Genomic DNA, 13,911 nt, shown 5'->3' with positions numbered 1-13,911 from the left:
TCTATCAATTTGCTTGATTGTAATAAATTGTTATTTTTTTCTTTGCTTTCCCCCTCTTATGCTAAAGTCCTTTACTTCAATGGCTAATCTTCCCAAGTGAGAGTGCGTTTCACTGCTTTTTGCCAAGTACCAAAGTTAGATAATGGCCTATCGCTCCTCGGCTCAAACACACGCTCAATTTGCCGTTGCTGCACCAGTGCTTCATAGCTCTCCCAAAATCCTACAGCTAAACCTGCTGCAAATGCTGCACCCTGAACGGTCGTATGGCGCATTATCGGTCGTTCAACTGGAATACCTAATACATCAGCCTGGAACTGCATCAAAAAATTATTCTCACAAGCTCCGCCATCCACGGTTAATCGACCAACTGGATTACTGCTAGATGAATTAATTGCTTGCACTACTTCCAAAACTTGATATGCGATCGCTTCCAACACGGCACGGACTAGATGCTCTGCTTGGACACTGGCGGTAATGCCGAAAAAGGCTCCCCTAGCGCTCATATCCCAATAAGGTGCGCCTAACCCACTAAATGCAGGCACAAAGTAGACTCCGCCATTATCTGTTACCTGATTTGCCATCATTTCACTTTCAGCAGCAGTTTTAATCAGCTTCAGGCGATCGCGCAACCATTGAATACAAGCTCCACTAGTAAACATACTACCTTCTAAGGCATAGCCTACATCTAATTCTCCGCTTGGATTTGCTTTTGTCCATGCCACCGTAGAAATAAGTTGATGGTGCGATCGCACAATTCGATCGCCTGTGTGAGCCACCAAAAAGCTACCAGTTCCGTAAGTACATTTCATCAAACCTGGGCGATCGCAGCCATGACCAAATAAAGCCGCTTGTTGATCCCCCAATATCGCAGTAATGGGAATTTCAGCGCCCAACAAAGTAGCATCAGTAACTCCAAATACTCCTAAACTAGACTGAATTTGGGGCAGAATATGAGCCGGAATTTGAAACAAATTTAGTAAATTCTCATCCCACTCACAGGTTTTGAGATTCATCAACATTGTCCGGCTGGCGTTGCTGTGGTCAGTAGCATGGACTTTTCCACCTGTGAGATTCCACAGCACCCAGGTATCAATAGTGCCTGCTAAGACATTCTTCAGGTCAACATCTGTAAACTGATCTAATAGCCACCTGAGTTTGGTAGCAGAAAAATAGGCATCAATAATTAATCCGGTGCGATCGTAAATTTCATCAGCATAGCCTTGCTCTTGTAACTGGTGGCAAAGGGGAGCAGTGCGGCGATCTTGCCAGACGATCGCTCTATGGAGTGGCTTACCAGTAGTTTTGTCCCAAATCAAGCAGGTTTCACGCTGTACAGTTAGTCCCAAAGCTGCGATCGTAGATGGAACAATCTGGGCATTCTTAATGGCGGTTTCTATCACCCAACACGTATCCTGCCAAATTTGTTGAGGATCATGTTCTAACCAACCGGGCTGAGGATAATACTGAGTTAGTTCTTTGTATGCCTGCCCAACAATCTTACCATCTGCGTTAAACACAAAAGCGCGGTTGCCTGTTGTACCTAAGTCCAGTGCTAAGATGTAGCCCGATGATAGAGTTGTGTTGCCAAGTGTATGCATAGCTCCTTTGACATACTGCGTAGGTGTAGCCCAAACTAGGCATCGCAATTTTAGCAATACGCATTAAATCACATATACATTATTTTGTGTACATTTAGGTCATATTTCCTCACCAGATACCCATCTGTAATTAATGGAAATCTTTCAAAATAATGTGTTTCTTTGAGTCAAAACTGATAATACCTTCTTCTTGTAATTTGCCCATCAATCGTGTAATTGTTACCCTGGTAGTACAACAGGCGCTAGCAATATCTTCGTGAGTAAAGCGAACACTGAGGCGAGTTCCTTCCGGCACAGTTTCACCCACTTCTCGTTTCAAAAGTTCTAATAGATAGTGCAAGCGCTCTTGTACTCGTCGCCTTCCAGAAATAACTAAAAAAGATTCTGTTTGCCGTAACCTCTGATTGATTTTTGGTAAAAGCGTGTGGCTCAGATTTGGAGAAGCCTCTATCTCTGCCGCATAAATTGATACCAACTTAACATCAGAGAAGGCTGTTGCTTGGTAGATATTTAGAGAAGTCAAACTAGAACCAAAAACCATTCCTGCCGTTGCCAATCCTATCAACACTTCTTCACCCGTTTCACAGTAGGTACTGAGTTTGACCAAACCCTGAGAAACATACCAAATTACTAATGGATTGAGGAGAATAGTCTCTCCTTTAGAATGTTGATGCACGTGACGATCGTTGAATAAGTCGCCGTCATTCTTAACTATTCCTGATTCTAAGTACTGACGCTCACTAATATTACGCACCATCCAACGCAGAGAGATTGCCTTACCCTGCTGATTGCGAACAACTGTCACTGTCAAAGCTGCATCAAAGGACTCACCATAACGTTTTTGCAAGCGTAGCAATAACTCTCTAACTCTGTCTGATTGAGATAACTGGATAAGTTCGCTGCCAACCTGTTGACGTTCTTCTAGAGGAACAAAGTTAATCATTGGTTTGCCCACCAAAAAATGCTTTGAAACATTGAGCAACTTCGCTGCGGTATGGTTAGCTTCTTGAATGATTCCTTCTGTATTAGTCACTAAATAGCCGTCTGGCGCAAACTCAAATAAATCCTGGTAGTGTTGGCGTTCTGCTTCTATCCAATTCCGTGTTTGTAATAGTTCTTCATTTTGCTGATACAGTTCTTGTGCCGCTAACTGTACTATCTTTAAGGTATTATAGAGTTCCTTTAAAGCTTGCGGCAGTAGATCCGGTGGAATCCAAGGTAATACACTAGCAGTTTGGTATAAATCTGCTAAACGCTTGTGCAATATTTCTGCGCGTTGGATAAATTGTTCTATGTTCACCTTAAATTCCCGCTACTTGTTTGCAGAGGTTGAGCAAAAAAAATCTATTAGTAGGAAATTACAGAGTGTCCATTAATGACTGTAGCCACCCAGATGCTTTGTTACAATAAAGCCTACGGTATTTTGCTAATTATTACTTCTACCTTTGGTGGGACAATTTGGTAAACTCAGCCAATACGAGAGCCAAATTTGCTGACCTAAGATTATGCTCATTTATAACCAAACTAATAAGCCAGTAAAAATTATTACTAGGAAACAAATTAGATAGGACAGCATAACCTGAAAAACCCCGATCTCAAACTTAATTTCTCACTATTTTTAACCCACTTTGTCATTCCCCCAATGAATGATTTAGCACTAATGATAATTATTTTCAATACTATCTAGAATAACTGATAATATTTTCTCCAACTTCCATCACAGGAATCAAGCGACTACTACCAAAGATATATAATCTAAGTTAACTTTCTTTGTGATTATGAACACATTAATTAGTAATAAATTTCACAATAACATTCCCAACTTCTTTAAAAAGTAGTAAATCAGAGCCTTTCAATTTTCAAATCCATTATGGAACTCTCTAACAGAGGCAACAATAAAACTTAAGTCTGCCAGTGGTACAAAATACCAAACAGAATTCTGGTTACTGAATTCTGTTTGGTAAGTTAAAAATATTTGTATAGAAAACAACATAACAACTTAACAATTATCCGCCTCTTTAGTTAGAGGATAAATGAAGCAGTAAGCTGATGTAATTTAACAATGCGTAACAGCTAATCAACGCGCAAATTATAAGGAGTGATGGGTGAGGTGTCAATACTATAAAATCTCGTCACTCCCTTTTATTTACTTCAATTTACAGCGCTTTTAAAGTAATTGAACTGCACTGTGCTACTCAGTGTAAATATTTAAACTCTGCTGTATTAACTTAACGGATGCCATCATTATCAATAGCGCTGTAGCTATCGCTGGGGAAAAGCCCCAACCAAGGGTCAGAACTAGGAGTTAAAAATAGTTGGGCGTATACTTGCTCATTGAGCGCTTCCACACTGCTTGTTTGCTTCCCTTGCATAAACCATTGATGAATTTGGCTGTGTAGCATATATTCATTTCTGACTGTATCTAAAGCCATTGTGGTTTCAAATTTTTTCACTATGATCGGCAAATTATCTTCTTTAGTGTTGACAGACTGAGACTTTTTAGCTCTGATTAAAGAGATGCTATTTTGATCTAGCTTGACATCGGCAGCATAGAGTTGAGCGATTTTGTTCCAAACTTCCTGGTCGGTAATTTCAGTTAAAGCGTTTTGATTCCGTTCAGCATCAGATTGAAAAGCACTTAGCATTGGCGTTTCAACTCTCATCTTAGAAACTGCTAGAGAACTTGCTCTTTCTGCTGTAGGTGGCTGACTGGGATTGCTCGGAACTTTCACCAACTTAGGGGGAGACTGGATACCCAGGCGGGATAAATCTGCAACCCATTGGGCTTGGATAGAATTTAGGCGATCGCTGTGGTATTTTATTAAAAAAGCCTTGCGATCGCTTTTTGCAAGTTTGCTATAATTTTTTACCGCTACTTCAGCCTGCTGTAACTGACGTAAAAATGCCTTGGGACTATATAACCCTGGAATTGCATCAATTGGACGACCCGACCCATCTAATATATAATGAATGCTATTGCCTGTAATTGTCCGCTCCAACTTGCGTCCATCGCCAAAATCAATAGTTACTTTGGGTACAGGGCGTACTGATTGCCAGTGCAAAATAAAGTGGTCTTGAAGCAGCTTAGAAATTTCACCGTTCGGATACAGCGCTACCCTGAAAAACCTACTATTGGCACAACTCAAATCCTGATCCAGTCTACCCAGCAACCGCAGAGATAAAATAGGTTTACCACTGGTTCTAGCAGCAGCCTTGGCTTGTTCTATGTCAGTGTACCAGTACAGACCAGAGGCATAACAATCTCGTTGTTGACAGAGTTCGTCTAAAGCTACCCGGAGTGCAGGGGAAGGTAGAACTGCATCTGAAGAATTAATATTTAGCGTATTCGCATGAGATTTGAGAAATAGTTGTAACCCGCTTGGGCCTTGTTTCCGAAGTACAGAAACTTCTTGAGATAGCTTGGAGATTTCAGCTACAGTAGTTTGAGCATCAGCTGTCTGCAAAAAACTGAAGCTGACTAGCATGAGTGCGAAAGGATATTTGAAGGTTCTAAATTTCATATATTTTCAGAAAAATAGGGCGTGGATGTCGCCATTCCTAACTAGAGAAGTCTAGTCTAACTTGTAAGAATCCCCAGATGCTCTGAAAGTTTCAGGTGGTGATTGTAAAGCTTAAAATATCGACATAAGATCAAAAAATTATCACTTGATTGCTGGCTGGTTCGTCTGATAAAAACGGGATGCTGCTTTAGGATGTCTAGAAATAAACCAATAGTATGTATAGCGGTTCCCAGTTGAGTGAGGTACAAAAACCCCACCCCAACCCCCTCCCCGCTCTTCGATAGCAGGGTGGTTTCATACAACCAGAGAAAAACTGAAACTAGCTTTCAAAGCCTCTCTCCGCTTCGGGGAGAGGTTTGGAGAGGGGTCAAAATCTATGGTTATACATGAAAAATCAAGACTTATGTATTTTTCTTTTTTCGTATGAAACCACCCTGCTCCCCGCTCTTCGATAGGGGCCTATGATGTACCTTGTATGATTAGGAAACGCCATATATTTATTTACAGAAGCTACTTCATAAAGCTCAGGTTTTATTAAAAATTTATATACTTTCTACTTTAGTTACTTAAATATGCGAGTTAAGAGTTGATTCTCTATAAACTAACTTTATCAAAAAATCCGTAGTATTCCTATTTTAATAATAAGTGAAAAACAACTAAAGTATGAATAGTTGTGCTGGCTTAGTTGATAAAAAAACGTCAGCTTTTCAGGTGTATCTATTTGCTAACTATCTACCAGACTGATTCAGCAGTCTTGAAATAACCACTCTCTTTTTATTAAAGAGAAATTTACATTACCCTTAAATTATAGGGTATTTGATTTGGTACGCTTAAGCTTTTTCAGCTAATTAATGTACTAGCAAGTGCTAGTATCCATTTACTTATAAAACCCGAAAAGCAGGTTTTATAGGCTAACATTGCCATGCTTTACAACATACTAAAGCTACGGTTTATTTATAACTAAGAATAAGCACAACTACTTGAAAGTTTGAATATTTACCAACCCATTTTGTAAATCTTTATGCAACAATATTTTTCTCATTTGCTTATACTGGCATTAGGAACAACTTCGATTTTCATCATTACTCCATGTCAAGGTCAAACTTCGGTAAAGCCCAACAGTCAAAATACTGATAATATTAGTTCCGTATCTTCAAATTCACCTTCGGCTATTCCATTGAGTGATTCTGCCAATTCTACTAATAACAAACAAACTATCGTGTCTGAGGCAAGTAATAACTCTTCTGCTGCTAATGCCAATATAACTGCAACGAAGCCAGAGCCACGGCTTCCTATATTCAGCAGAATTTTTCCCACACCTTCGATGCAGCAATAATCAATGGCTAATATTTACAGGATGTTCAACTTTATTTAGTGAAAATATCACTCCAGCAACAGAGACTCTAATTGTTCTCTTTTGCTGGGGTGAGAAGAATATAAACTTTTAGGCGTTGCTGAATTCAGCTATTGTGGAAGGTAGTGATAATTTTTGGGAAAGTACCAAATACCTTCCTTGATGCGGTAAAGTTGGCTTTACAGATAGTTTGGCTGCCACGGAATGATCTGGAAATGGGGCTTTAGACTATTAATTTTATTATTGGGGCTGTGGCTACTGTTGGATCTCGCTTCCCGCATGGGAGCAGATATTTTTTGGTTTCAGGAAGTCGGCTACCTCCAAGTATTTCTGTTAAAGGTAGTGACTCGTGGTGTTTTGTGGGTAGTGGTGGCTGGGGTAACTGCTGCCTATCTACTGCTAAACCTGGCTTTAGCACAACGGCTCAAATATTCTCAGTCTCTGAAGATTGAGGAAGTCAGGCGTGAGGAAGCAGAACTCACCAGTGAATTAACAAATTTTCTCAGTCCTCATTATCCAAGACGCAACGAAACCCGGACATTTGCGCCGCAATTTAAAAAATTGAGATTGCGCGGGTTATTACCCCTAATTCTGATACTGAGCTTGTTGATCGGGTTAATGCTGGCTCACTATGGCCAAATTGCTCTTTCTTACTGGCATTCTCCAGTTAATCAGGGTATTTTACCCATTCCTGCCCTATTTCGACTAGAGACAATCTGGCAACTCTTGAGGCAAATTGTCTCTCAAGTCTGGTATATCGGCTTAATTGTGGGAATAGCGATCGCAATTTTAATCTATCCTCAATTTTTATTAACTGCGATCGCGGTTATATTCAGTCCCATTTTTGCATTCATCCTATTCCAACACTGGCCAAAGGTGCTGCAATATTTCCACCCCACCCCTTTCAACAGCACTGACCCTTTATTTGGTCGAGATATCAGCTTTTATGTATTTTCCTTACCCGTTTGGGAATTGCTAGAACTCTGGCTGATGGGATTATGTTTATATGGTTTCGTCGCCGTTACCCTCACTTATCTTTTGTCGGCTGACAGTTTGAGTCAGGGGATTTTCCCTGGTTTTTCGCCCCAGCAGCAGCGTCATTTATTCGGTATGGGTGGTTTATTGATGTTGGTAGTGGCTTTGAGTTATTGGCAAAGCCGCTATGAACTCGTGTATTCTAGCCGTGGTGTAAGTTATGGTGCTAGCTATACAGATGTGACAGCCCAGTTGCCAGCTTATACTGTCTTGTGCGTTGTGGCTGTAGCGATCGCCTTTTACCTACTTTGGCGAACGTTTTTCTGGAAACCCAAATCTCAGTATCGTCACTTGGTATTTTCCGGGTTGGGGATTTATTTAGTATTAGTTGTAGCGGCTGACGTTGTTTTACCTACGGTGGTGCAATATTTAATTGTCGAACCTAATGAGTTGCAGCGAGAGCAACCCTACATTCAACGGACTATCGCCTTGACTCGTCAAGCGTTCGATTTAGAAGCAATCGATGCCAGAGGCTTCAATCCTCAAGGAAGACTGACTGAAGCTGATATTCAAAAGAATGACTTGACAATTCGGAATATTCGCCTTTGGGATCAGCGACCACTTTTAGAAACTAACCGTCAGCTACAACAAATTCGGCCATATTATCGGTTTCCCGATGCTGATATCGATCGATATACCCTAAAAACAGATGTAACTTCACCCCAAGCATCAGCCCCCCAAAAGCCATCAGAACCTAAGCAGGAAGCAACAGAACGGCAGCAAGTACTGATTGCCGCGCGAGAATTAGACTACAATGCTGTACCACAAGAAGCTCAAACATGGGTTAACCGCCATTTAATTTATACCCACGGTTTCGGGTTTACTGTTAGCCCAGTTAATAAAGTTGGGCCTGGTGGACTACCAGAATATTTTGTCAAAGATATTAGTGATGATAGTAGCGCCCTCACAACTTCTAGTGCAGCCATTCGTAAAAGCATTCCCATTGGTCAACCCCGAATTTATTACGGTGAAATAGCCAATACCTACGTCATGACTGGCACAAGAGTTAGAGAGTTAGACTACCCGAGTGGTAGTGACAATGTTTACAACTCTTATGATGGTCTGGGTGGCGTTGAAATCGGTTCAGCATGGCGACGGTGGTTATTTGCCATGTATTTGAAAGATTGGCAGATGGTGCTGACGCAGGACTTTTCGCCAGAGACAAAATTGTTACTGCGGCGAAATGTCAAGCAAAGAATTCAAGCGATCGCACCTTTTTTGAAATTTGATAGCGACCCCTATTTAGTTGCTGCTGCTGCTAATCAAGATTTCCCCAGTAATCCCAGTTATCTTTACTGGATTATTGATGCCTACACGACGAGCGATCGCTATCCTTATTCAGACACTGGTAGCGATGGGATCAACTACATTCGTAATTCTATCAAAGTAGTAGTTGATGCCTACAACGGCAGTGTGAATTTTTATATTGCCGATAAGAGCGATCCAATCATTGCCACTTGGTCAGGGATATTTCCCCAAATGTTTAAACCGCTCAGTACAATGCCTGTTAATCTCCGCAGTCATACCCGCTATCCGGTGGACTTTTTCAAAATTCAATCTGAGCGGTTGATGACCTATCACATGACCGATCCCCAGGTATTTTACAATCGGGAAGACCAGTGGCAGATTCCTAATGAAATCTATGGCAGTGAACCCCGTCCTGTAGAGCCATACTACTTGATTACTACTCTACCCACTGCACCTTTTGTTGGCGAAGCTTCTCGTAGAGAAGAGTTTATTTTGTTTCTACCGTATACTCCCAGACAACGAACTAATTTAATCGCTTGGTTAGCGGCGCGATCGGATGGTGTTAATTACGGTAAGTTATTGTTATATACTTTTCCAAAAGAAAGGCTGGTCTATGGTACAGAACAAATCGAGGCGCGGATTAACCAAGACCCGGTAATTTCTCAGCAAATTTCCCTGTGGAATCGCCAAGGGTCGAAAGCCATTCAAGGCAATCTATTAGTAATTCCCATTGAGCAATCGCTGCTTTATGTCGAGCCAATCTATTTAGAAGCCACACAGAATAGTCTGCCAACTTTGGTGCGGGTAGTTGTGGCTTACGAAAACCGGATTGTCATGGCCCAAACTTTAGAACAAGCTTTACAGGGAATTTTTAAACCAGAAGTTACACCAGCCCCAGCAATTATTCGTCCCTTTGAAGAAGCAGCCCCACCTGGTTAAGAGATTATTTATAAAATAAAAATAAAATTTCTGTAGGGTGTTAAATAATTCGTAATTCGTAATTCGTAATTCGTAATTAAGTTTTGTGACGGGGATTTAGACCCCGACCCAAAACGCGCTGTCTGTAGAGACAGGGGACTTAAACCCCCAAAGTTCGTTAAGCTGAAAAGCATCTAAGTTGAATAATCAAATTAAATAAAAATCTTGTGGGGTGGGCAATATCTCTTTTGTTAGTGTAATAAATTATTTCTAGGAATTATTCATTAGCAGAACGTTCAAACACTACTGAAAGATTATTTGCTGGCATTTGGTAAATCTGTTTCAAGATGAAATGTTCTGCCCTAGCTGCTGCCACTACATCATCCAAGTTCCGCACACCCCATTCTTGGTTTTGGGTGCGTAAATATTCGTCGAAAGCTGCATTACTCGCTGCTGTATGTCCTCCATCTTGTTTGAAGGGCCCATACAAATAGAGGATACCTCCTGCCTTTAGGATACGGCCTGCCCCTGCCATTAGCCCCACACACGCTGACCACGGTGAAATGTGAATCATATTAATGTTGACGATGGCGACAATTGGCTCCCTATCAAGCCACTGAGTTACTTCCCCTTTCTCCACTGCCCAAACTGGCTCTCTAACATCTAGCTCAAGCGGTGGATAAACGTTATCACAGGCATTGTGTTCAGTCCATGCACTAATGCTGGCTCGTAACTCTAAATTTGCATCTGTTGGTAGCCACAGACGAGGACTTAGCCTGGACGCAAAAAAGACTGCGTGTTCACCAGTACCACTTGCTATTTCTAAAATAGTGCCACTTTCCGGCAATACCTGCAAAAGTATTTCTAGAATTGGTTCTCGGTTGCGCTCAGTTGCTGGTGCGTATTGTCGTGCGTCTTTTGGTGTCATTTTTATCGTGATATTTTATAATTTTTCTGGCATGGTACGCTTCCCAAGCGTAACAATCTAGATTGTCTTACCTATGTCCATTACAGTAATTCTTGACAAAAAAAGCAGTCACAGTTCATGTATCATCACTAGATACGTTCTTTTCGCATTGACCCAACTACTTTGACAGTTATATTTTAAACCTTAAACTTATATACGTGTTTCATGGCTCGAAAAAAATCACCTCCATTACAATCAACTAAAGTAACTCCATTAGCCCTCTCTCAATTACATATCCGCTTGGAGTTTTTAGAAACAGAACACAAATCGCTACTTAAACAGATTAAGAGAAAGCGAACGGAATTGAACAACTTTGTCGAGCAAATGCGAAGTTTTGCCACACAAATATTTCATCAAGCTAGTCCCCACTTCCAAAAGATGGCTGAGTTAGACCAGGATATTCATGCTCTATTTGAGGAAATTTTTACTACTAGAAAGTTTGGGAAACAAACCATCAAAAATATAGAGGCAGTTTACCTTCAACTCCAGTTGACAGGCATTATTAGTCCCAAAGCTCGTAAACAATTCAATACAGAGCTAAACGAACCATTTAATAATTCCGAATCCGAATCAGATTTTTCAGAGGAAGCCGCTGAAGGTCGCCATCAATATTGGCAAGCACAACAATCTGTAGAATCTCCCTCTGTAGCTAGAACAGAGGATAAGAGAAAAATTCGGGAAACATTTCTCAAATTAGCTGAAATCTTTCACCCTGATAAGGCAAGAGACAGCGAGACACAGATATATCATACAGAAATCATGAAATCAATCAATAAAGCCTACCAAGAAGGAGATTTGGCAAAACTTCTAGAAATTGAGCGAATTCAGCAAGTGGGAGAAGTTATTGATTGTAATAGCGAGGATGATTTAACTCGAAAATGTCGAACTATTGAACAGCAAAATCAAATTCTCCTCACTCAATATGAAAACTTGAAACGGGAACTACGTTTAGCAAAAAATACTCCAGAGGGAAGTATGGTAAGCGATTCTCGTAAAGCTGCTAAAAAAGGCATTGACTCTATGGCTTTGATGGTAGAAACAATAGAATCTCAAATAAATGCTATTTCTCAAATTCGGGATTTTGTTAAGGATTTTAGAGAGCAGAAGATCACTATCAAAGAATTTCTCGGTGGCCCACCAACTTTGCACTCCTTAGACGACGAAATTATGGAAGATATTCTTGAGCAAATGTTGTCAGAATTAATGAGATAGTAATTGATTATTATTAAATAATGGATTTTTTTGAACAGTATCTTACAAAAATAACTGAAAAATTAAGCTTCAATTGTGGCTCAGATGCGTCCACAGGGCGAACTCACGGCAGGGATATTGATGAAAAAATAGCCTAATACCAATTTTTTATGAAGCTGCATATAATTCGATCCCCCCTAGCCCCCCTTAATAAGGGGGGAACCGGAAAAACATCTATCAAAGTCCCCCATTTTAAGGGGAGCCACTGTGGTCTTGGGGTCTCCCCAAATGAAGCAAGTGGCGTGGATTTAGGGGGATCAATATATATATATGCAACTTCACATTAAATTGGTATAAATTATAAAACAATACGCTTGGGTTAGCGCCAAAACTTTAAACTGCGTAGGTTGGGTTGAGGAACGAAACCCAACATTTCTGCGGCTTTGTTGGGTTGCGCTTTGCTTAACCCAACCTACAATTTTTCATAAAACCAAGCATATTGAATGATAAAATGCCCAAATTCTTGCTATTAAAAATGATTATTCAAAAACTTCGCCTCTTTCAATAATAAACCATTCATGATACAAAACTGCTAGAAAAAATTTTTCACCTTTCAAGCGATCGCATACTGCCATAAATCCAGAGAAGAAAGGGTCATCATCATAGGTAGTATCAGACAAAAAAAGCGTTATAGAATTTTTGTCCGCGCTCCAAATACAACGTATTATGGTGATATTAGGATGATGTGATTTATCTACAGGTAATAATATTGGACATCCTTCCAATTCAATAAATTCTGGTTCTTCATATCTTAAAACAGACTCCCAATTTTCTGGGCCTTCATGTTTCTCAATAATCCTATCCCATCTAACTAACTTAATTTTTTCTAGACTTTCTGCTGATAAATCTGATAATTTCATTACTTCTACCTACTACAGCAAATTTAACTCAACTGACTCCGAAACTTCTGAACACTAATAGTTAATAAAACAACAGCAAAACCAAGCAATGCTAGAACATTCAACCACAGCACATCTAAACCAACTCCTTTGAGTAAAATACCTCTAACAATAGTAATGTAATGACGAAGTGGATTAAATAGAGAGAGGAATTGAAATAAAGGAGGCATGGCTTCAATAGGAGAGATTGCTCCAGAAGTTTGGATCATTGGTAAATTTATAAAAAAAGATGTGAGTAATACTTGTTGTTGAGAACCGCAAATAGTTGCCAACATAATGCCTAAACTAATTCCCACAAATACATATATACTTGATAAAGCGAGAAATAGCAGGAAACTTCCACGAAAGGGCAGGCTAAATACGATTGTTCCCAAGGTTAAAGCTAGTAGCACATCTCCCATGAGCAGGAATGCCAACGGTATAATTTTAGCTAATAAAATTTCCCAGTTACTAGAGGGAGTCATTAACAATTGCTCTAAAGTTCCTGTATCTTTCTCGCGCACAACGGTTACTGCTGATACTAATGTGCCGATTAATGTCAGGACTAAACCCATAACTCCCGGTACGAAAAACCAACTACTTGTGAGTCCAGGATTGTAAAGAAAAACGACTTCGGTTGAAACTGGCGGACTGACTTGACCCTGTACTAAGTTGAAATTATATTGTTGGATAATCTGATTAACATAGTTAGCAGCAATTCCAGCTGTATTTGCATTCACTCCATCGATGAATACTTGAATTTCTGCTGATTTTTTGGCTAGTTGGCGGGGAAAATCTGGTGGAATTATTAGCCCTACATCTAGCTTACCTTCTTCTACTTGGCAGCTTAAATCTTTTTCACTGGTTGGTACAGTTTCTATATTAAAAGTGTGATTGGATGTCATTGCTGAAACTAGTTCTCGACTGGCGGAGATATTGGCATAGTCAATTACACCCAGTCGTAAATTATGGACATCCGGGTTAAGTGCAAATCCGTAAAGCAATAATTGTACTGTTGGTGGCACAATTAATAAAACAACCAATTGCCTGTTTCGCAGAATTTGATTAATTTCTTTACGCACTAATGACCAAAATGGACTATCAAATAATTGCCAAATATATTTCATATATGGTTAATAAC

Annotated in this window: 9 protein-coding genes; 2 read left to right on the top strand and 7 right to left on the bottom strand. The window is 40.1% G+C overall.

Features of this window, described 5'->3' with window-relative positions; all coding sequences use genetic code 11:
• Positions 1-83: 83 nt before the first annotated feature.
• The 4 genes from glpK to HWQ36_RS03810 all read right to left on the bottom strand — a co-directional run bounded on the left by glpK (position 84) and on the right by HWQ36_RS03810 (position 6,436).
• Positions 84-1,598 (bottom strand): glycerol kinase GlpK, encoded by a 1,515-nt coding sequence (gene glpK / locus HWQ36_RS03825; protein ID WP_292698255.1) that lies wholly within the window; start codon positions 1,596-1,598, stop codon positions 84-86.
• Between the two features lie 130 nt (positions 1,599-1,728).
• Positions 1,729-2,898, bottom strand: a complete 1,170-nt coding sequence (locus HWQ36_RS03820; RefSeq protein ID WP_292698253.1) for a helix-turn-helix domain-containing protein — start codon at positions 2,896-2,898, stop codon at positions 1,729-1,731.
• Positions 2,899-3,826: 928 nt separating this feature from the next.
• On the bottom strand, positions 3,827-5,119 hold the full coding sequence (locus HWQ36_RS03815; protein ID WP_292698251.1) for a hypothetical protein: 1,293 nt from the start codon (positions 5,117-5,119) through the stop codon (positions 3,827-3,829).
• A gap of 1,122 nt (positions 5,120-6,241) precedes the next feature.
• Positions 6,242-6,436: a hypothetical protein gene (locus tag HWQ36_RS03810; RefSeq protein WP_292698249.1), complete on the bottom strand. Its 195-nt coding sequence runs from the start codon at positions 6,434-6,436 to the stop codon at positions 6,242-6,244.
• A gap of 241 nt (positions 6,437-6,677) precedes the next feature.
• On the opposite strand from HWQ36_RS03810, the gene HWQ36_RS03805 reads away from it, so the two are divergent.
• Entirely contained in the window at positions 6,678-9,695 is a 3,018-nt protein-coding gene (locus HWQ36_RS03805; RefSeq protein WP_292698248.1) for a UPF0182 family protein, read from the top strand.
• A gap of 256 nt (positions 9,696-9,951) precedes the next feature.
• On the opposite strand, the gene HWQ36_RS03800 is transcribed toward HWQ36_RS03805, so the two are convergent.
• On the bottom strand, positions 9,952-10,602 hold the full coding sequence (locus HWQ36_RS03800) for a DUF938 domain-containing protein (protein WP_292698246.1): 651 nt from the start codon (positions 10,600-10,602) through the stop codon (positions 9,952-9,954).
• 204 nt (positions 10,603-10,806) lie between these two features.
• Between HWQ36_RS03800 and HWQ36_RS03795 the strand changes: the two genes are divergently transcribed.
• Entirely contained in the window at positions 10,807-11,853 is a 1,047-nt protein-coding gene (locus tag HWQ36_RS03795) for a J domain-containing protein (RefSeq protein ID WP_292698243.1), read from the top strand.
• A gap of 518 nt (positions 11,854-12,371) precedes the next feature.
• On the opposite strand, the gene HWQ36_RS03790 is transcribed toward HWQ36_RS03795, so the two are convergent.
• Entirely contained in the window at positions 12,372-12,752 is a 381-nt protein-coding gene (locus HWQ36_RS03790; protein ID WP_292698241.1) for a hypothetical protein, read from the bottom strand.
• Positions 12,753-12,775: 23 nt separating this feature from the next.
• The gene (locus tag HWQ36_RS03785; protein WP_292698239.1) at positions 12,776-13,897 is read right to left on the bottom strand and encodes an ABC transporter permease; all 1,122 of its coding nucleotides are present in this window, start codon (positions 13,895-13,897) and stop codon (positions 12,776-12,778) included.
• Between the last annotated feature and the right edge of the window lie 14 nt (positions 13,898-13,911).

This window comes from Nostoc sp. NMS2, assembly GCF_017115105.1.
Taxonomy (GTDB): Bacteria; Cyanobacteriota; Cyanobacteriia; order Cyanobacteriales; family Nostocaceae; genus Nostoc.
The sequence above is the reverse complement of the archived record's forward strand: the minus strand, read 5'-3'. Positions and strand labels throughout refer to the sequence as shown.